Source organism: Horticoccus luteus, from assembly GCF_019464535.1.
Taxonomy (GTDB): domain Bacteria; phylum Verrucomicrobiota; class Verrucomicrobiia; order Opitutales; family Opitutaceae; genus Horticoccus; species Horticoccus luteus.
In genome coordinates, this window is the sequence record NZ_CP080507.1 from 693,244 (window position 1) to 714,320 (window position 21,077).

Annotated in this window: 13 protein-coding genes; 12 read left to right on the plus strand and 1 reads right to left on the minus strand. The window is 64.5% G+C overall.

The annotated features are described in order from the left end of the window. Positions 1–54: 54 nt before the first annotated feature. The 9 genes from K0B96_RS02785 to K0B96_RS02825 all read left to right on the plus strand — a co-directional run bounded on the left by K0B96_RS02785 (position 55) and on the right by K0B96_RS02825 (position 17,602). Positions 55–2,880, plus strand: coding sequence for a PD-(D/E)XK nuclease family protein (locus K0B96_RS02785; protein WP_220163602.1), 2,826 nt, complete (start codon positions 55–57; stop codon positions 2,878–2,880). Next, positions 2,877–6,077 (plus strand): UvrD-helicase domain-containing protein, encoded by a 3,201-nt coding sequence (locus tag K0B96_RS02790; RefSeq protein WP_220163612.1) that lies wholly within the window; start codon positions 2,877–2,879, stop codon positions 6,075–6,077. The genes K0B96_RS02785 and K0B96_RS02790 overlap by 4 nt, the downstream gene beginning before the upstream one ends. Positions 6,078–6,147: 70 nt before the next feature. Next, positions 6,148–6,249, plus strand: a complete 102-nt coding sequence (locus K0B96_RS02795; protein ID WP_220163614.1) for an AURKAIP1/COX24 domain-containing protein — start codon at positions 6,148–6,150, stop codon at positions 6,247–6,249. Positions 6,250–6,521: 272 nt separating this feature from the next. Then, a complete protein-coding gene (locus tag K0B96_RS02800; RefSeq protein ID WP_220163616.1) occupies positions 6,522–7,577 on the plus strand; it encodes a DUF1727 domain-containing protein in 1,056 nt (351 codons plus the stop codon). Beyond that, positions 7,549–8,184: a hypothetical protein gene (locus K0B96_RS02805; RefSeq protein WP_220163618.1), complete on the plus strand. Its 636-nt coding sequence runs from the start codon at positions 7,549–7,551 to the stop codon at positions 8,182–8,184. Before K0B96_RS02800 ends, K0B96_RS02805 begins: the two co-directional genes overlap by 29 nt. A gap of 1 nt (position 8,185) precedes the next feature. Continuing rightward, positions 8,186–8,758 carry a hypothetical protein gene (locus tag K0B96_RS02810; RefSeq protein ID WP_220163620.1) on the plus strand — a complete coding sequence of 191 codons (573 nt, stop codon included), beginning with the start codon at positions 8,186–8,188 and terminating at the stop codon, positions 8,756–8,758. Then, positions 8,755–9,258, plus strand: coding sequence for a hypothetical protein (locus K0B96_RS02815; RefSeq protein ID WP_220163622.1), 504 nt, complete (start codon positions 8,755–8,757; stop codon positions 9,256–9,258). Before K0B96_RS02810 ends, K0B96_RS02815 begins: the two co-directional genes overlap by 4 nt. Beyond that, positions 9,255–11,066 (plus strand): secretin N-terminal domain-containing protein, encoded by a 1,812-nt coding sequence (locus tag K0B96_RS02820; RefSeq protein ID WP_220163624.1) that lies wholly within the window; start codon positions 9,255–9,257, stop codon positions 11,064–11,066. Before K0B96_RS02815 ends, K0B96_RS02820 begins: the two co-directional genes overlap by 4 nt. Positions 11,067–11,110: 44 nt before the next feature. Further along, positions 11,111–17,602 carry an Ig-like domain-containing protein gene (locus tag K0B96_RS02825; RefSeq protein WP_220163625.1) on the plus strand — a complete coding sequence of 2,164 codons (6,492 nt, stop codon included), beginning with the start codon at positions 11,111–11,113 and terminating at the stop codon, positions 17,600–17,602. A gap of 57 nt (positions 17,603–17,659) precedes the next feature. Here K0B96_RS02825 and K0B96_RS02830 read toward each other — a convergent pair whose 3' ends face one another. After that, positions 17,660–18,271 carry a CPBP family intramembrane glutamic endopeptidase gene (locus K0B96_RS02830; RefSeq protein ID WP_220163627.1) on the minus strand — a complete coding sequence of 204 codons (612 nt, stop codon included), beginning with the start codon at positions 18,269–18,271 and terminating at the stop codon, positions 17,660–17,662. A 61-nt stretch (positions 18,272–18,332) separates the two neighbouring features. Between K0B96_RS02830 and K0B96_RS02835 the strand changes: the two genes are divergently transcribed. The 3 genes from K0B96_RS02835 to K0B96_RS02845 all read left to right on the plus strand — a co-directional run bounded on the left by K0B96_RS02835 (position 18,333) and on the right by K0B96_RS02845 (position 21,019). Next, complete coding sequence (locus K0B96_RS02835) at positions 18,333–19,382, plus strand: polyprenyl synthetase family protein (protein WP_220163629.1); 1,050 nt, start codon at positions 18,333–18,335, stop codon at positions 19,380–19,382. 180 nt (positions 19,383–19,562) lie between these two features. After that, positions 19,563–20,198: a sigma-70 family RNA polymerase sigma factor gene (locus K0B96_RS02840; protein WP_220163631.1), complete on the plus strand. Its 636-nt coding sequence runs from the start codon at positions 19,563–19,565 to the stop codon at positions 20,196–20,198. Then, positions 20,195–21,019, plus strand: coding sequence for a hypothetical protein (locus K0B96_RS02845; protein WP_220163633.1), 825 nt, complete (start codon positions 20,195–20,197; stop codon positions 21,017–21,019). The genes K0B96_RS02840 and K0B96_RS02845 overlap by 4 nt, the downstream gene beginning before the upstream one ends. Positions 21,020–21,077 lie beyond the last annotated feature (58 nt).

Sequence of the window (21,077 nt, forward strand, 5' to 3'; positions counted from 1 at the left end):
AGTCAGCGCATCGTGGATTGCGCCGCGCCGGTGCTTCCATGTGACTTTCCCGCCGTGCCCACATCCGCTCATATTCGCCGCCATTTTCTCGCGTGGGACCGACCGTTGTTGGCCCAAGCGGTGGATTGGCTCGCGCGCGATTGGGCGGGCGCGGGGCCGCTGGATCTTTCGAGCACGCTGGTCGTCGTGCCGACGCGGCAGTCGGGGCGGCGGCTCCGGGAAGCGCTGGCGGTGCATGCGGCGGCGCGGGGGCAGGCGGTATTTCCGCCGCGCGTGCTGCCGCCGGATGCGTTGATCGCCTTCGATTTGCCGGCCGACACGGCGACGCCGCTGGAAGGTCTGCTCGCTTGGGCGCATGTGCTGGGGGAAGCCGACCTCAGCGCGTTGCGCGCGGTGTTTCCGATCGATCCGCCGGCGCAGACTTTCTCGTGGGCGCTGCGGCTCGCGCGGAATTTTGTGCGCCTGCAGTCGGCCCTCACCGAAGGCGGGTTGTTCATGGCGGATGTGGCTACGCGCGCGGGGGAAGGTTTTTCCGAAGGCGAACGGTGGCGGCAACTCGCGCGGCTGGAGCGGTGGCAAGCGGAGCGACTCGCCGCCGCAGGGTTGCAGGATGGGCACGCCGCGCGCATCCGGGGCGCGGCGGCACCGCACGGCCTCGAGGGATTTGAACGCGCGGTCTTGCTCGGGGCGCCGGATCCTCTACCGCTGGCGCTCGCGGTGCTGGGGACGTTTGCCGAAGCCCGTCCGGTCGACGTCGTGGTATTTGCGCCCGAAGCGGAGAAGGAGGCGTTTGACGACTGGGGACGCCCGCGGCCGGAAGCATGGGCGCAACGTGAGCTGCCGATCAATGACTTCGAATCGCACGTGCATCTGAGCGCGGACGCGGCGGCGCAGGTGAACCGGATGGCGGAGCTGGCGGGGCGTTATGAAGCGCCGGACGGCGCGCTGGCGCTGGGCTTTGCGGCGAGCGAGCTCGTGCCCTTGGCGGAAACGGCGCTGGGAAGCGTGGGCCGCACGGCGTTCAATCCGGCGGGACGCGAGCGGCGCCAAGAAGGTTTGTTTCAATTGCTCGCGGCGCTGGCGGATCTGGCGAAGGAGGCGAGTTTCGGTGCGGTGGAGGTGCTCGCGCGTTGCCCGGATTTCGGGGCGGGGTTGCAGGCGCGGTTCGGGGCAGGATTTTCGCTGGCGCATTGGCTCGCGCAACTCGACGAGCTGCGGGCGCGGCATTTGCCGGCCACGCTGGCGGCGGCGGTGGCGCACGCCGAGCGTTCGAAGCGTTATCCGGAGGCGCGGCGCGGGCTGGTGGTGGTGACGGAGATCGCGACGGCGCTCGGCGGGAATGATTTCAGCGCGGGTGCGGTCGAGGCGGTGGCGATCATTTTCGCGCAGCGGAAGCTCGATTTGCAGCGGGAGGACGATGCGGCGCTGGCGGACAGTGCGGCGGCGTGGACGGATGTCGTGCGGCAGTGCGGGCGGGCGGAGCGCGCGTTGGGTGCGCTGCCGGTGGCGGCGGCGTGGGAGCTGGCGTTGCAACGTTTCGGTGAAAGCACGCACGCGGAGGAGAAGCCGGCGGGGGCGCTGGAATTGCAGGGCTGGCTCGAGTTGCTGTGGGAAGACGCACCGCACCTCGCGATCGCTGGGTTCAATGACGGCAGCGTGCCGGATGCGGTGGCAGGAGATGTGTTTCTGCCGGAGAGTTTGCGGAGGCGGCTGGGATTGAAGACCAATGAACAGCGTTTCGCGCGCGATGCCTATTTGCTGCATGCGTTGATCGCGTCGCGCTCGCAGGCGGGTCGGGTCGACCTGCTTTACGGGAAGACGTCGCCGGCGGGTGATCCGTTGCGGCCGTCGCGTTTGCTGGTGCGTTGTGCCGAGGCCGAGTTGCCGGGGCGGATCCGGTTTCTCTTTCGACCGCTGACGGCGGCGGACGCGCAGCCGGCGTGGTCGCGCGCGTGGCCGCTGCGGCCGCGGCGGGTGGAACCGCCGGCGCGCATTGCGGTGACGGCGCTGCGGGCGTATTTGCAGTGTCCGTTCCGGTTCTACCTGCGGCACGGTCTGCAGATGGGCGCGGTGGACGCGGGCAAGTGCGAGCTGGATGCACTGGATTTCGGCACGCTGTGTCACGCGGCGTTGGAGCGGCTCGGTGATGAAGCGTGGCGCGATTGCACCGACGAAGCGGCGCTGCGAGAACTCCTGCTGCAGGTTTTCGATGAGCAGGTGCGCACGCGCTACGGTGAACACGTGGCGCTCCCGCTCGTGATGCAGCTCGAGGCGGCGCGCCAGCGGTTGCGCGCGGTCGCGGCGATCCAGGCGCGGGAGCGCGCGGCGGGATGGGTGATCGCCCACGTGGAGCGGAAATTTGAAGTGGCGTTTGGCCATGTGACGATCAGCGGCAAAATCGATCGCCTCGACCGGCACGTGGAGACGGGGGCGTGGCGCGTGCTCGATTACAAAACTTCGGATACGGCGGTTTCGCCCGAGACCAAGCACTACGGCCCGGTGCCCGGAGATCGCGAACTACCGGCGTGGGCGATGATCGACGTGGGGGGGAAACAGCGCGCGTGGACGGATTTGCAGTTGCCCGTGTATTTGCATGCGTTGCCGACCCTCGGGCTGGGGATCAGCACCGGACTGAACGACGTGACGTGCGGCTACTTCAATCTGCCGAAGGCGGTGAGCGGCACGGCGATTGCGCTGTGGCCGGATTACACGCGCGAGTTGCACGACGCCGCGGTGGCGTGTGCGCAGGGCGTGGCGGGGGCGGTCGCGGCGGGCGTGTTTTGGCCGCCGAATGAAAAGGTGAAAGAGGATTACGATGATTACGCGGCGCTCTTTCAGCGCGGAGCCGCGGCGAGCATCGCGTGGGAGGAGCCCGCATGAGCGCGACGCGACACGTGATGATTCTGGCTTCGGCCGGCTCGGGGAAAACCTACGCGTTGACGAACCGGTTTGTGAGCCTGCTGGCGCAGGGCGCGGCACCGGAGCGGATCGTCGCGCTGACGTTTACGCGGAAGGCGGCGGGAGAGTTTTTCGACGAGATCCTCAACAAGCTGGCCGATGCGGCGGCGGACGAGGTCAAAGCGGGCCGGCTCGCGGCGGACATCGGGCGGCCGGACTTGGGGGCGGCGGATTTCGGGCGCTTGTTGCGCGGCGTGGTCGACGCCATGCACCGGCTGCGGCTGGGGACGCTGGATAGTTTTTTCGCGCGGGTGGCGCGGGCGTTTCCGTTTGAGCTGGGGCTCGCGGGCGAGTTCGAGATTTTGCAGGAGCATGCGGCGCGAACCGAGCGGCAGCGTGTGCTGCAGCGGCTCTTTACGCACACCGGGGAACTGCAGCCGGAACAGCGGGAGTTCATCGAGGCATTCAAGCGTGCGACGATGGGCATGGAGGAGAAGCAACTGGGCGCGCGGCTCGACAAGTTCATCGACGAGCATCACGAGAAATATCTGGGCGCGCCGGCGGCGGAGGTGTGGGGCAATGCCGCGACGATCTGGCCGGAAGGGCAACCGTGGTTGCGAACCGTGGAGCTGGCGCCGGCGCTCGCGGCGTTGCGGACGTGGCTGGCGACGGCGGAGATCGCACCCAAACAACGGCAGCGGTGGGAAAACTTTTTGCAGGCGGCGGAAATGTGGGCGCCGGGAGTGGATATCAAAGGGCCGCTCGCGTATGTGCTCGAGAAGGCGTTGGAGGCGTGGGCGGAATTGGGGCGGGGCGACGTGGAGCTGGCATTCGATCACAAGAAACAGTGCCTCACTTCGGCGGCCGGCGCGGCGCTGGCGGATGTGGTGTGCCATGTGGCGGGCGGCGAGCTGACGCGGAAACTGGCGACGACGCGCGGGATTCACGCGGTCGTGCGCGGCTACGATCAGGCTTACCACGCGGCGGTGCGGCGGGCGGGCAAACTGACGTTTGCCGATGTGCAACGCCTGTTGATGCCGGGGGGCGGGGAGCGTCCGAGACTGACGCGCGTGGCGGAGGAGGAAGAAGGCAACCGGTTGTTCATCGATTACCGGCTGGACGCGGAGATCGACCACTGGCTGCTCGATGAATTCCAGGACACGAGCTACGGGCAGTGGAGCATCCTGCGCAACTTGATCGACGAGGCGGTGCAGGATGCGGAAGGGCGGCGGAGCTTTTTCTGCGTGGGGGATGTGAAGCAGGCAATTTTCACGTGGCGGGAGGGCGACCCGCGGTTGTTCGGGGAGATTTTTCGCTATTACAATGACGCGGCGCCGGGCTCGATTGAGCAGGAGTATCTGGTGCGTTCGTGGCGTTCGGGACCGGCGCTGATCGAAATGGTGAACGCGGTTTTTGGGGCGGGGGAGGTGATCGCGGAATTTTTCCCCGGGCGGCCGAGCGAGTTGTGGAATGAAGCGTGGCGCGACCACGAGTCGGCGGTGCCGGACCGGGTGGGGCAGGCGGCGTTGCTGCATGCGGACGATGGCGTGGACCGGTTTGCGACGACGTTGCGCCTCGTGCAGGAGCTCGATCCGCTGGCGGCAGGACTGACGTGCGCGGTGCTCGTGCGGAAGAACGACGAGGCGGCGGCGATCGCGGACTACCTGCGGCGCGAAGGCGGCGTGCCTGCCGTGGCGGAGTCGGATCTGCACGTGGCCACGGATAATCCGATGGGTGCGGCGATGCTGGCGTTGTTTCAGGCGGCGGCGCATCCGGGCGACACCCTCGCGGGGGAGCATTTGCGCATGTCGCCTCTCGGCGAAATCACGGAGGCACGGGAGCTCGGCACGCCGGAAGCGTTGAGCCGGCGCGTGCTGAGCCAGGTGCATGCGGAGGGTTTCGAGCGCACGGCGGCTTACTGGCTGCGGGCGGACGGAAATCGGATGCAGGGGAGCGATGTGTTTGGGGCGCAGCGGGCGCGGCAGTTCATCGCGGCGGCGGCGCTTTTCGATGCGACCGGCAGCCGCGACGTGACGGAGTTCGTGGCGTTCATGCAGGTTTACAAGGAGCGCGAACCAGAGAGCGCGGCGATGGTGCGCGTGCTGACCATTCACAAATCCAAAGGCCTCGGCTTTGATGTGGTGATTGTGCCGGCGTTGGAGGGCACGCGGGTGGACCAGGCGCGCGAGGGGCTCGCGATGAAGAAGGCGGCTGATCGTTCGGTCGAATGGGTGTTGGACCTGCCGACCAAAGCGTTGGCGACGGCGGATGCCGTGTTGACGGACTATGTGCGGGAGGCGGAGGCGGTGGCGGGCTACGAGGCGTTGTCGCTTCTCTACGTGGCGATGACGCGCGCCAAGCGGGCGATGTATGTGATCACTGAGCGCGTGGGAAAATCGAGTTCGCGCAACTTTCCGCAATTGCTGGCCCGGACGCTGGGGGAGGCGGACACGATGATAAAAGTCGGCGGCCTCACCCTTCCCGGAGCATGGGCCTTCGGTGATCCGGATTGGCGGCAGCAGGTGTCGACGCTGGGGCCACCGGCGGCGCCGGACGAAACTTTGCCGCTGCTGCCTGAAGCGGATCGCACGGTCGGTGTGCGCGCGGTCGCGCTGCGTCCTTCGAGCGAGCGCACCGGAGTCGTGCCGGCGCCGCAGGTGTTTGCATTAAACGGATCGGCGGCGAGTGAGTTTGGCACGTCGGTGCACGGGCTGTTGGCGGATATCGAATGGTGGCCGCACGCGAGCGGCGAAGCGTGGAAGCGTGGCTGGGAGGCTCGCGGGGTGGAGCATGCCGCGATCGCGGAGGCGTGGCGTTGCGTGACGGCCGCGGCGCTCGGAGAAGTGTGGCGGCGGCCGGCGGGCAAAGCAGAAGTCTGGCGGGAGAAGGCGTTCGAGATTCTGCTCGATGGCGCGTGGATCACGGGCGTGTTCGATCGGGTGGTGGTGGCGCGCGACGACGCCGGCCGGGCGACGGCGGCGGTGGTTTATGATTTCAAAACGGACCGGGTCGGGAACGAGGGGGAGATTGCCCGCGCCGTCGAGCGTCACGCCGGGCAACTGGACATCTATCGGCGCGCGGCAGCGGTGCTTACCGGTTTGCCGGTCGCGGCGGTTGTGACGGAGCTGGTGTTCACGGCAGCCGCGCGAAGAGTGGTGGTGCCGGGAGCTGCCCGCTAACGCGGACAAATTCGGGCTTTACAGCCGGCGCCGGGCTCCGCACGGTTTCCGGCATTCATTTACTTAAAACATGGGCAATCTGAAAAAGAAGCGGCGTCTTAAGATGTCGAAACACAAGCGCCGGAAGCGGCTTAAGTCGAACCGCCACAAGAAGCGCACGTGGCAGAAGTGACCGCGTCTGCGAGCGCTCAACATTTTGCGCTTTGACCGCACCCGCCGCCTCCACGCGGCGGGTTTTTTGTGACTGCGAGGCCCGACGCGAGGCGGTCTTAAAGAATGAGTGAAAAGCCGGTGGGGCACCGGGGGGCTACCGGGTTTAGTCTTGCGCGATTCGAGGGCGGTGACGAGCGTGAAGACCCCGCTTGACCGAGCTTTTGTTGCCATCGTTTTGCTGCTTTTTGCCGCAAGGCATGGCGTCGAGGCCGCAGGTCCGACGGTGTTTTCATGCTCTTCGCCACCAAGCCCAAAGGCTATTTTGTCGCGCGGAACGCCGATCAGGTGTTGCTCGCCCGGACGTCGAATCCGACTGAATCGCCTGTGACGATCGAGGCGTTGCGGAGCTGTGCGGCGGACGATGCCGCAGCGATGGCGGCGGCGCTGGGGGAATTGCAACCGAAGAAGGCGCCCAGCGGCTACTTGCACGCGGTCTGCGGCGTGCACCCGGAACGGCAGGTGATCCGACGGGCGACCTTGGAGTTAAAGCGTGTGAAGGAGCCTGGCTATCTGGAAGAGGCATGCGCGACGCAGTTGCGCATCGAACCGAAGGATTACGTGCTGGCGGTGCTTAACGCCAACGACGGCAGCGACTATGATGTCGCGAAAGCCACCGGCAAAGAGGTGACGGTGTGCGGATTGCGGCACGATGACATCGCCACCACGCAGGAAGCGCTGCTGGCGGCGGGCATTTATCCGGAGCGGCTGGAGCTGGGGGCGGTGGCCGCGATCGGCGCATTGACGGACGTGTTGACGTTTGCCCATTCGAAGTCGCCCACGCTCTTGCTGGAATTTGGCGCGGAGATGACGAACTCGTTTATCGTGAGCGCGAACGGCCTCGAGGCGGCGCGGCCGATCGGGAGCGGACTGCAGTCGATGGTCCCGATCGTGCAAAAGGAATTGGGTCTGAAGGACGAGGAGGCCGCGGCGAAGCTGTTTTACTCGGGCGCATTTGATTTCAGCGGCCTCGGACCGGCGTTGATTAAGAAGCTGCTGAAGGAATTACAGGCTTCGATCGGGTTTTACGAAGTGCAGACCGGCCAGTCCGTCGGGCAGTTGGTCTGCACACAGCTGCCGCCGGTGCTGGCGTGGTTGCAGGACGCCGTGGCCAACGCGCTGGGCGTGACGGTGCTGACGGTTGAGTTTGAGCCGTGGCTGCAGTCGCGGCGGATCGTGTTGCCGGAGACGTTGCGCGCGACGGTCACGGATACGCGTTGGTTGGGGTTGTTCGGATTAATGGCACGATTTGAAGGCGCCCATGCGGAAAATTCTCCAGCGAAAGCCTAAGGCGGCGACTGCGCCCATGGTGCCGGCGTGGCACCCGAATTTCCGCGACTACGAACGTCTGCCGGACGTGAAAGTCGTGCGCACGGCGTTTCTCGTGAACGGCGCTGCGATCGTGGTGATGACGGCGCTCTTGTTGTGGGTGGCGTTCAACGAATACCATTTGCGGGACTTGCGCAGCCGGATCGAGGCGTGGGACGCGCAAATCCACCGGAACCGGGTCGCGAGTGCGCGCGCGGTGGCGCTCTATAAAAAGTTTCAAACGGATGAGGCGCGGCTGCGGGAGATCGACGCGTTCGTAAAATCGAAACCGGCGTTTTCGCCGTTGATGTTGCGATTGGGGGCGACGCTGCCGGCGACGATGGCCCTCGATGCCGTGACTTGGCGCGACGGCAGTTTGTCGCTGCGGGGCACGGTTCGAGGTTCGCCCGATGCGGCGAGCGGGTACGCGTCAGCTTACGTGGAGCGGTTGCGCACCGATGCGGAGTTGGGACCGCTGTTTGAAAGCGTCACCCTGACCAGTGTGGCGCGGCACGCAGTCACGGGCCGGCTGCTCGTGGAAATCGTGTTGGCCGGGAAGGGCACCTCCAAGCCTGTGGCCAAGAAATAACATGGCACTCACCGGACCCCAACTGCTGGCGGCGCTGAAAAAGCATCCCGTCGCCACTCTCGCCATCGCCGTTTCGATTGGTTGCGCGGCACTCCTTTATTTTCGCCAAGGCGACAGTGAGGCGCTGACGGCGGATCTGGAGCAAAAGACGCAGGAAGGCGAGCGGCTGGAGGCGAACATCAAAAATTCGACGCAGCTCACGGAGCAATCGGCGGCGTTGAGCGAGGCGATGAATGCGGTCGAAGGCCGGCTGATTCGTGCAGCGAACCTCGCGGATAACCTCCAATATTTTTACCGGCTCGAATCCGAAACCGGCGCCAAACTGATCGACTTGAAGCAAACGGGAGCGGAGTTGCCAGCGGTCAAGGGGCCGAAGCCGTTGTTTCAGCCGATCGGTTTCACGGTGGGATTGCGCGGGAGCTATGATCAGGTGCTTGAGTTTGTGCGCAAGGTGGAGAACGGCGCGCCATTTTCGCGCATCGTCGCCGCGACCGTCACGAGTCCGCCGGAGTCTCTCGACAAAGGCTCGTTCGTCACGCTCAGCCTCAACGTCGAACTGCTCGGATTGCCATGAGGATACGCTGGACTCTTCTTTTGCTGATCGCCCTCGCCGCGCGCACGGCGTTCGGCGCCGCGCGCGCTGATGTCCCGCCCCCGGCTGACCGGGCCCCCGTGATTGAGCTGGCGCGACGACTGGCGCAACCGCCCAAAGTCGAACCGCTGGCGGTGGATCTGCCGCAACCGTTTAACCCGCCCGGCTTCGACCTGCCGGATCCCTCCGAACGCCGTCCGACGGCCGCGCCGGCCGCCGGCGAACCGGCCGCTCCCGTGACGGATCGGCAGGTGCTGGAAAAGATCGCGGCGCGCATCCGGCCCTCGGGCCTCGTGATCATCAACGGCGAATCGCTGCTCATCTTCGGCCAGAAGCGCCTGAAGGTCGGCGATCATCTGATCGTTACTCTCGATAAAACCGACTACGACGTGGAAATCACCGCGATCGATTCGGCCGGCTACTCGCTCCGGCTAAATCGCGACGAAATCACGCGTTCCCTGAACCCCGGCCATACTCCATGAGCTCACGTCCGCTCCTTACGACTCTCCTTGCCCTGACTGCCTTGTCGCTCTCGGCGCAGCCGGCGACGCCTGCGGCCACCCCGGTGACCCCGGTGGTGGTGACGCCTGCGCCCGCGCCCGTGCCGGTCAAAGTCATCCCGGCGTCGGCGCACCCCGTCGAAACGGTCACGATCAAGGAAACCGCGGCGGCCACCCCCGCCGTGAAATCCCGCGACGCAGCCGGCCACGATACGCTGTCCGTCGATTTTCCCGATACCGAGATTCGTGACATCCTGCGCAACGTCGCCGATCTGTTCGAATTGAACGTCGTGATCCCCGATACGTTGCAGGGGAAGACTTCGATCAAGCTTCGCGACGTGTCGTGGCGCCAGATTTTCCAAGTTGTGCTCGCACCGGTGAATTTCACCTACGTGGAGGATGGCAACATCATCAAAATCATCTCGCTTGATTCCCTTCAGCAGGAGCCGGTCGCGACCGAGGTGTTCATGCTCAACTACGCCCGGGCGTCCGACCTGCTCGCGTCCGTGTCGCCGCTGATCGACGCCGCCGCCGGCGGCCGCATCGTGGTCGATGCCCGCAGCAACAGTCTCGTCATCACCGAGCGGCCGTCGCGCATGAATCGCATCCGGCCGATCTTGGAGCAACTCGATCGGGCGACTGATCAGGTGATGATCGAGTCGAAGTTCGTCGAGGTGACCGACCGCGACATCAAGAACATCGGCGTCAACTGGGCTTCGCTGGCCGGCTACAACATCACGGCGGGCGGCGCGGGGGAAAATGGCGCGTTTGGCAACGTCTCGCGCAGCCGCGGCCAGAGCACGCAAAATGGCAACTCGGGCAATACCGCGACGACCAGCGGCACCAATAACAGCAGCAGTTCCACCGGCACGAACGGCCAGTCCAACGGCGCCACGACCACGAACACCGTTACTTCAACGGGGGGCATCGTGACGTCCACCGGCACCACCAGCCTCAACACAGGCCTGACGGGCAGCACCACGACGACGACCACCACGGGCACCACCGGCGCGGTCAACGACACCTTCAATGTCCTCCAGTCGCTCACCAACACCGGCGCCACCGACCGCGCGCTGTCGGCGGTGTTTTCGGCCGACCAATTCAAACTCGTGCTGAGCGCGTTGCAGAGCTTGAACACCACGAAGATCGTTTCGAACCCCACGATCGTCACGCTCAATAACACCGAAGCGTCCATCAACGTCGGTGAGGAGCGGCCGATTCCGAATTATTCCTACAGCGAGCAGAAGGGCACCTTCGAAGTCAGCGGGTTTACCTTCAAACCGATCGGCGTGCTGCTCAAAGTCACCCCGCAGGTCAACGGACGCGGCTTCATCAAACTCAGTCTTTCCCCCGAAGTCAGTCAGCCCAACGGCAGCGTGGTCTTCGGTGGTGCGAGTGGCACGGAGATTCCGATCATCGCCACGCGCCGCGCGACCACGCAGGTCTCGCTGAAAGACGGTTACACGATGGGCATCGGCGGCCTGCTCACGCAGAACGCCAACACCGGCCAGACGAAAGTGCCCGTCCTCGGCTCGATCCCGCTCGTCGGGCGGCTTTTCCGCTCGGACAGCAAGGATGTGACGACGAGCAATCTCATCATCTTCATCACCGCGAAAACGATCAGTGCTGACGGTGCGCCCGTTGAAGAAGTGTTCAGCTCGCAGCAAGTGCGGCAGTTGGAAATGAAGCGGGAAGACCTGCCGGGCTATCGCGACGGCGCGGATCCATTCGTGAAAACGATGACACCAGCCGAGGCAAAGGCGGCGAAGAAAGCCAAGCAGCAGCAATGAACGGCCGTCCCGGATCTCTTTCACTCTCAACCGAAGGTGTGACCATGAAACCTTGGTGGAAACTTCTCTGCGGCGCAGCGCTGTCGGCGGCCCTCGCGCTGACTGGCTTCGCTCAATCGCAGTCCCCGATCAACGTCACGATCATCGGCATTGGCGTGAATGGCGTGCCGACCGCGCCAGCCAACGAACGCTCGGGACCCGCCGGCACGCCGATCGAAATCGAGGCGCAGGGCCTCGGCACCTCGATGATCACGAGCTTCACTTATTCAGCTTACGTGAACGGCGTGCATATCGGCACTTCGCAAACCGCCATCAACCCGCCCAGCACGTTTATCGTCGAGTGGACGCCACCGGCACCGGGTGCGTATTTCATCACCGTCAAAATCGATGACGGCACCAGCACCGCCACGTCGCTGCCGGTTCGCTACTTCGCGACCGGCACGACGGTGAACAGCCCAGTCGACGGCACGCTCGTCCCCGCGGGATCCTCCGTGGTTTTGAAAGCCGACGCCACCGGCGCCCAGGGTTTCGTGAAACAGGTGCAATTTTATGCCAACGGCGTGGCGATCGGCGCGGCGGATACGACCTATCCCTACTCGTTGATCTACACGCCCCAAGGCGCTGGCGGCACGAGCTACAGCATCACCGCCGTCGCCACCGACAACAATGGGGCAATGTTGAGCACCAGCCCGGCCATCACGCTCACCACCGTGACACCCATTCCGGCCCCGCCGACGAGCGTCATCAGCACGCCCGAAGATGGAGCCGTCATCGCGGTTCCCTCCGCGACCTCGCCGCTCGCGGTCGTGGTCGACGCCAACAGCAGCAGTGGTTTCGTGAGCAAAGTGGAACTGTATATCGACGGCGTGCTGTCGGATACGAAGACCACTTATCCATATAAGTTCACGTGGACGCCGCAGGTCGTGGGCACGTATCACCTCGTGGCGTTGACCTATGACGACAAGAATAACGTCGTGGCTTCGAGCGCCGGCGTCGGCGGTGGCGCCACGCCGACCCCGACGACAGTCACGATCGCGGCCCCGCCGACCGTGACCATTTCCGCGCCGACGGCGAACAGCACCCTGACCAGCGGCACGCCCGTGCAGGTCAGCGCGACCGCCACGGATCCAGGCGGCCATGCGATCACCTCCGTGCAATTTTTCGTGGACAGTGAATTTGTGGGCGTGGTCAGCACCCCGAGCGCGGGATCGACCTACACGATCACGACGACGTTGTCGCAGAAAACATCGTCCGACGGCACGCCGATTCCCTCCAGCATCACCGCGCTGGCGACGAACAATGTCGGCCTCGCGACAATTTCGAGTGCCATCACGGTCAACGTGACGGCCGGCGGCGGCAGTGGCGGCGGCACCGTCATTGGCAATGCGCCGACGGTCAGCGTCACCGCGCCCGTCGCCGCCACGCCACTCGCCGTCAACGTGCCGCACACCTTGGCGGCCAACGCGACCGACACCGATGGCAACATCGTGTCCGTGCAGTTTTTCGTGAACGGCACCTCGGTCGGCACGGTGAACACCTATCCCTACTCCCTTTCCTGGACGCCCGTCAGCTTGGGCGCGTACGCCATCACCGCCGCGGCGACCGACAACGACGGCAACTCCGTCACGAGCAGCACAGTGAGCGTCAGCGTGGTCGACCCCAGCGCCAGCGCGCCGACGGTCGTGGTGACGAGTCCGGCCAACCTCGCCTCGATCGCGGTCAACGCACCGCAGACGCTGATTGCGAGCGCGACGGACGATGTCGCGATTTCGGGGGTGCAATTCTACGTGAACGGTCAGCCGCAAGGGTTGCCGATCACCGCGTTTCCGTATGCCACCTCCTGGCTGCCCGCCTCACCCGGCACCTACGCGATCAAAGCGGTGGCGAGCGATAACGTGGGCAACCAAACCACTTCGGCGACGAACGTCATCACCGTCACCGCGACGCCGCCGGCTTCAGCGGTCGTGGTCATTACGGCTCCATCCTCCGTGCCGACCATCTTTGTTAACAGCGCGCATACCGTGTCGGCGGACGCGGCGGTAGCCAATGGCAACATCGTTTCCGTACAGTTCTTCGCCAATGGAGCTCCGATCGGCAACGTGAACAATTATCCGTATGCCGTAAGCTGGACGCCAGTCACACCCGGCACCTACGCCCTCACTGCGGTCGCCAAAGACAATCACGGCCTCCAAACGACTTCGCCCGATCAAGTCGTCACGGTCGTGGCTGGTTCGGCGCCAAGCGTTACGCTGGTCGCTCCTGCGGACGGCGCGAGCGTCGCGCTGGGCGGGACACAGAACATTACGGCCAGCGCTAATGGGGGTTCCGCGAGCGTTGCGTCCGTGCAATTCTTCTTGAACGGTAACCTCCTTGGGGTCGCCACGAGCGCGCCTTACACGATCCAGTGGACGCCATTGACACTGGGAACTTACGCGTTGACCGCCGCCGTGACGGACACAAATGGACATACCGTCACGAGTGCGCCGATCTCTGCGACAGTGGTCGTGCCCAAGCCCTCGCTCGCGTTCACTCCTCCGACGAGCGTTACTGTCAATACCCTGCAAACACTGGTCGCTACCGCGACGCCGGTCGCCGGCACTTCCGTTACGCAAGTGGAGTTTTTTATTAACGGGGCTTCGGTCGGGGTCGACACGCTGGCGCCCTATACGATGCCTTGGACGCCGGCTGCCACAGGCACCTATACACTCTCAGCTATTGCGACGGATAGTCTGGGCGGTCAGTCAGCACTTGTCTCGGTTCCGGTCAGCGTCGTCGCATTGCCGCGCATCGACGTGGTCTCTCCCAATGGCGGCGCCACCTACGTGCTCGGCACTCCTACCGCTCTGGTTGCCAATGTAACCGTGGGCAGCGGCCTCGTGGCCGGCGTTTCATTCTTCGTCAACGATGTCAACGTCACGCAAGGTGATGAACTGCTCGCGCCTGTCGCTCTTCAGGGCAGCGGGTCGCCTTTCTTTTCGCAAAATTGGCTCCCTGCTGCGGCTGGCAACTACAGTGTCGTTGCGAAGGTGCGAGATACCAACGGTAACACGGCCACCTCAACTCCGGTGGCCATCACGATCACGTCAGGTGTGGCCCCGACGGTAGCCATGGCCACGCCTGCGAATGGTGCCATACTGTCTATTAATGTCCCCGTGATGCTCTTAGCGAACGCGAACTCGACCACAGGTTCGATCTCCCGTGTCCGTTTTTTTGCGAATAACATGACCGTCGGTGATGCCGTTACGGAATACCCCTATTTTGTCTCCTTCACGCCGCCGTCCCCTGGCGTTTATGTGCTCACAGCACAAGCGACGGATAATCTAGGCAATATCACCACCAGCGCGCCGCATATCGTCACGGCAACGCCCGCGGCGACTTCGATTGCGATCACGGCGCCGACGAACGGAGCGACCGCCCTTGTCAACAAGACTCACGACATCACAGCGACAGTCACAGCGGGCAGCGTTCCGGTCAGCAACGTGGAGTTTTTTGTTGATGGCGTTTCCATCGGAGTGGCGACGCAGATGCCCTATACCGTTTCGTGGACTCCAACGCTTGCCGGTATGCACATTGTCAAAGCGGTCGCAACTGATCTGGTGGGAGCCAAGACATCGTCGCTCGCGGTAAGTCTCGTCACGCCGCTAAGCGTCGCAATCACCTCGCCGGCCAGTCTAGGCACGGTCGCTGGTGGTGCCGTAACACAGGTGACGGTGACCGCGACGAGCACGAATGGTTATCCGGTGAACGTGCAGCTTTTCGCCGACGACAAATACGTTGGCGAAACGACCATCATGACCGCCGGCGGGTCCGGCACGATCACCTTCACTCCAGTGCAGAAGAAAATCATGGATGCCAACGGCAACCTGGTCTTGGTGCCCACGCCCTTGAGGGCGGTCGCCAGCGACGTGAGCGGAGTAACCGCCACCTCTGCGGAGATTCAGGTCAACGTCACGGAAGGCGGCAGCGGGACGGGCTCGACGGTCGTCGGCCAGCCTCCGGTGGCTGCGTTGATTACGCCCACGGCCAGCACAACCTTGCCGGTCGCCGCTCCGGTCACGCTTGGTGCCACGGCTTCCGATCCCGACGGCAATATCACGTCGGTTATCTTCCGGGTGAACGGCCAGGTGTATGCCACCCTGAACGCATATCCTTACTACACGTTGTGGACGCCGACGAATCTCGGCACTTACGCGATCGACGTCAAAGTCACCGACAACGACGGCAACACCACGATCAGCGCCCCAGTGACGGTGTCCGTCATCGATCCCGGCCCGGGATTGCCGACGGTCGCGATCACAAGTCCCGCCAACAACGCGGTCGTCACCGCCGGGACGATTACAAACGTGACCGCGTCCGCCACGGATGACATCAGCGTGGCGCGCGTGCAGTTTTACGTGAACGGCCAGCCGCTCGGCGAGGCCATCACTGCTTCGCCTTACAACGTGAGCTGGACGCCTTCGACTCCGGGCACTTACACGCTGGTCGCCCGCGCGACGGACAACATCGGCAATCAGGCGACATCCAGCCCGGTCACGGTGACCGTTGGCACCAACGCGGCCCCGGTCGTGGCGTTGACGACACCCACTTCGGGTTCGAGCGCCGTCAGCGGGATGCCGGTAAATCTCACCGCCACTGCGAATGACGCCGACGGCACCGTCGTGCTGGTGCGTTTTCTGGCGAACAATATCGAAGTCGGGCGGGCGACGACGGCGCCATTTACGGTCGCGTGGACACCCGGTTCGGCGGGTGCTTATACGCTCGTGGCGGAGGCGACGGATAATTCGAGCAATGTCGCGCTGTCGGCGAGCGCCAGCCTTACGGTCGTGGCAAACCAAGCGCCGACGGTGCGCGTGACGGCGCCGAGCGACGGCAGCACGTTGGCGCAGGGCACGGCCACCACGATTACGGCTCAGGCGGCGGACGCCGATGGCTCTGTCACCTCAGTCAAGTTTTACGTCAACGGAGCGCTGCTCGCCACGGGGGCGGCGGCACCTTACAGCACGCCTTGGACGCCGTCGTCAGCGGGCTTGTATCGCCTCAACGCGGTCGCAACGGACAACGCCGGGATCACCACGACGTCGGCTGACGTTAATATCATGGTCGTGAGTCCGGGCAGCACGGCGCCGGACGTCGTCTATAAAGGCATCTACGGATCAGCGGAGCAGGGCACGTTCATGATGATCAACATCGGTGGAAAGCATGCGGCGTTGATCGGCCAGTCGAGCAGTGGGCCGGCGAAAACGTATTTCCTACCGGCAGTCACATTGAACAGCACGGGCGGATTCGACGCGATGCTGGGCGGCAAAGCTTTTGCCGGGCAGGCGACCGAGGGCGCGGCGACCGCCACGCTGGGCGGCAACGCCGGCTTGGTCTTCATCGCCCCGACCGTCCCGGCGGCCGGAAGCGCCGTGGCATCCGGTTACTACACGGGCAATCTCACCGGCGCGCCTGCAAGCCAGGTGGCGGCTATCGTCGCGCCCGACGGCTCGATCGAGGTTTATGTCGCCAATGGCACTTTCACGGACGCGGGCGCCGGCACGGTGGACGGAACCGGCGCATTCCGGGTGACGACCGCTGCGGGCAATACGCTGAGCGGCACCGCCGATCCGGCGACAGGTTTCCTCACGGGCACGCTCACCGGCAGTTCGGGTGGCGCGTTCACCGGCGCGATCGCTTCGGGCTCCAGTTTGAGTGATGGCGCGCTGCTCAACGTCTCGACGCGCGGACTCGCGAGTGCGGGCGATAAAGTGCTGATTGCGGGCTTCGTCGTGGAAGGCACGACACCGAAGCGCATGCTCGTGCGCGCCGCAGGCCCGTCACTGGGTCTGGCGGGGCAAGTCGCGAATCCCTCGGTCGCTCTGTTCAATCAGGCGGGAGCAGCGGTGGCCTCCAACGACGATTGGGCCACGCCGGTCGGGGTGGGCGCGGCCACGCAGGGCGACATCGCGGCAGCGGCGAATCTGGTGGGCGCGTTTCCTTTCACCACGGCATTCGATTCCGCCGTGCTGACGACGCTCGCCCCCGGCGTTTATACGGCGCAGGTGAGCAGCGGCTCAGGCACCGCGGGGATCGCGCTTGTGGAGGTTTACGACGTCGATACGCCCGCCTCATTTTCGGCGAAGAAAATCGTCAACCTCTCCACGCGCGGACAGGTCGGCGCGGGCGGAGATGAAGGCTTGATCGCGGGCTTCGTGATTTCCGGCCATGCGCCGAAGAAGGTGCTGATTCGCGGGGCCGGGCCTTGGCTCGCGCAATTCGGTGTCGCGGGTGTGCTCGCGAACCCCAAAATCTCGCTCTACCGCACGAATCCCCCGGCCGCGCCCACCTTGGTGCGCGAAAACGACGACTGGGAGGTGGGGAACGACTCCGCGCTCATCGTGGACGCGACGGCGAAGGCTCGGGCGGCGCCGTTTGACGCGGGCAGCAAGGACGCGGCGATTCTGCTGCGGCTGCCGCCCGGCGTTTACACGGCGAATCTCACGGGCGTCGCGGGCGCAACGGGCATCGCGCTGATCGAAGTCTACGAAGTGCCGTAAACGCGGTGGGCGCAGGAAACGGCGGGCGCATCGCGGACGGTGCGCCGCCGCCTCGCGTTACCACCAGCCCGCGACGAAACCGGCGCACGCTTTGATGGCGAAGACGCCGGCGTTTTTGGCGAAGTGCGCAGCGACGCAGGGCACGAGCGAGCGCGTGCGGTTCCACGCCGCGAGGCGCGCAGCGTAGAGCCACAACGACGTGACAAACACGGCCGCGGCGCTGAACCAGCCTTTCGCGCCAAGGGTGAAGGCGAAGCCGTGTTCATCCCATTGCCAGAGGAAAGGGTGGAGCGCGGCGAACAGCAGCGATGCGCCGAACGCGGCGAGCCACATGACGGTGCGGCCGCGGTTTTCCACCACGAGGTAGCCGCGAAACACCAACTCCTCGATGATCGGCGCACAAAGCGTGTAGAGCGCGAAAAGGATCGTCATGTGGCTTTGCTGCGCGGCGAGCCCGAGGCGTTGTTCCCCCCACGTTTCGGCGGCCAGGATCACCAGCACGCCGGCGCAGGCGATCGTGACGGCGCGAAGAGACGTGGGCCGGGCGCCCGGCAGCGCGCCAGGGCGAGCCTGGCCGGCGGTTTGCGCGCGGTAGTCCTGCCACCAAAAGCGCGCGATCAAGACAGACATCGCGATCATGACGAGGAGGACGACAGGGTTGTTGCTCATGGTGGCAGGGGATTCGTTAGTCCATTGACGAGCGCCTGCCTAGTCCCGTTTGCTAGGTCGCATGCCTGAGGCCCGCCCAACTCCCGGAACCGGTGTGGCGCCGCACGAACCTGCCGCCGCGGCGGGGTTTGAAGCGGTGTTTGGTATTTTGCGCGAACACATGCGCGAGCTCGATGCCTGTTTGCGGGACCAACTCACGGCGTTTGAACCGGAGATCCAGGCGATGGTGGATTACTGCATCGACACGTCGGGCAAGCGTCTCCGGCCGGCGCTGGTCTTCCTGAGCGGCTGGCGCGATGGCGTGCCCGACGATCAATTGGTGCGGGCGGCGGCGGTTGTGGAACTCGTGCATCTGGCGACGCTGGTGCACGACGACATCATGGATGGTGCGGACCTGCGGCGCAATCGACGGACAGCGGCGCGGGAATTTGGCGCTTCGGCGGCCGTGTTGCTGGGCGACGCGCTTTTTGCGCATTCCCTGACCCTCGCGGCGAAATATCCCACCCCCGATATCTGCCACGATGTCGCCAACTCCACGCGCAAGGTCTGCGCGGGGGAAATCGTGCAGACGCTGCGGCGGGGCACGACGAACATCACGCGCGCGGACTATTTTCGCGTGATCGATTTGAAGACGGCAGAGCTGTTTCGGCTCTCCTGCCAACTCGGGGCCAAGCTCGCGCGGCACGAGGACGCGTTTGTCGAGGCGGCGGCGCGTTTCGGCCGGCATCTGGGCATCGCTTACCAAATTTACGACGATCTCGTGGACTTTTTTGGCGAAGAGCAGCGCATCGGCAAAACCCTCGGAACCGATCTGGCGAGTGGGAAACTGACGTTGCCACTGCTGGCGTTGATGGACCGGCTTCCAGCGGAGGACCGCGCGGCGCTCGCGGCGGAGATTAGCGGCGAGGCGGCGCCCCAATCGCTGCTGCGCTTGCGTCAGATGCGCGAGACGGGAGTTTTTGGTGTCGTGACGGCGGAATTGGAGACTGAACTGGCGGCAGCGGCGGCCAGTCTGGCGCCGTGGCGAATGCTTCCGCCGGTGCCACTGCTGTTGAAGCTCAGCGACTTGCTTCAATCGCAGGTGACGGCGCTACGCGCGCGGGCGGCCTGATTGGCGGAAGAACTGGCAGGAGGGAGCGAGGGCACCTGATGCGCGCGTTGACGTGCCGAGGGTGGGTGCGGCGTCAGGTGTCCGGTGCGCGCGTGAAACTTTAGGAAAACACCTCATGACGCGCCTCCGGGATGAGATTCAGTTTGCGCCTTTCGGTGCGGAGGATTGGATTGCATCCGCATGAGCGTGAGCAAGGCACTCGGTAAGACCTTCGTGGCGACGCCGGAGCGTCAGCACGAGGCCGACGCCGATTGGGCGGTGGTGCAGCGCGTGCAGAAGGGGAACGTGGCGGAGTTCGACGAACTCATCCGCAAATATCGGGAGCGGGTGTATGGCGTCATTTACCACATGACGTCGAACCGGGAGGATGCGGCTGACCTGACCCAAGACACGTTCATCAAGGCGTTTCAATCGATCCACCGTTTCCAAGGGCAGTCGTCGTTTTTTACGTGGCTGTATCGGATCGGCGTAAATTCGGCGCTGACACATCTGAGGAAAAGCCGTTTGCGGTCGTTTTTCAGCTTCGACCGGCTCGATGAAGAGCAACGCACATCCGCCGAGGTAATTGCGGCGTTAACGGACGCGACGGGAGCGGATAGGGAAACATTCGTGCATGAGCTTCAGCAAAAATTGAACGAGGCGATGCAGAAATTGTCTATCAAGCATCGCACTGTGATTACTTTGTTCGAGATCGATGGCTTAGGCCACCAAGAGATTGCGGAAGTCATGAACTGCTCGGTCGGCACCGTTCGCTCCCGCCTGCATTACGCCAAGCAGTTGCTGCAGGCGGAATTACAACCTTATATGCGCCAATGAAAATCCCCCATGAACGTTCGGTTACTTTGGAGGATTTGCTGCGCTTGAAGCGGGCAGAACGCCCGTCTGCGGAGTTTTGGACGCAATTCGAGCGCGATCTCCGCCAAAAGCAGCTCGCGGCCATTTTGGTGCGGCGGCCGTGGTGGGCGCCGATGCTCCGCGGCTGGGTGCGTTTTGCGCATCTGCAGTTGCCGGTAGGTGCCACGGCGATTCTCGCGCTGACTTTTTTGGCGGTGCGCCAATACAACGTGGTCAATGTCGGCACGGGCATTGCGCCCGTGGTGGCTCATACCGCGAGCGTGGACGACGAAATTGCCACGCATCGCAGCTTCATCGCACCAACGGAGAAGGTTGCTCAAGATACGCCGTCGGCCGCCGCGGTGACGCATGCGTTGGATATCGATCAACCGGCGAGAATGCCGTCCTTGGGCGATGTGGCGCATGTGGTGCCGCTCCTCGATTCGCCGGCACCGGCGTTGGATTCTCCGTCGGCCCGCTCCATCGCCGCCAACTTGGCGGCCGCGCAGGTGATCGATCCTGAATTGGCGGAGACGCTCGCCGGCCCAATGGATATGTCGGCACGCACCTCCTCCGCGTCGGGCAGGCGCATGGACCCGCTGGCCCGGATTTCGAAGCCCAGCGATGCGCGACGGGCGCGGCTTCTCGCCGGTTCACTGCCCGCGTCACCGATGTATGCTACGGCGTCGTTATCAAGCGACGACACCACGCACGAACGGATCAACAGCCGTCTTGAAGATCGCCTCTATGATTCTGTGCATCGCTTCGAAGCGGATGGGCGCAGCGTCTCGATCAAGTTCTGAGCCCCCGTTCAGCCTTTATTCACCCAAGCCCCGCCGCGTGCGGGGCTTTTGCTTTCCG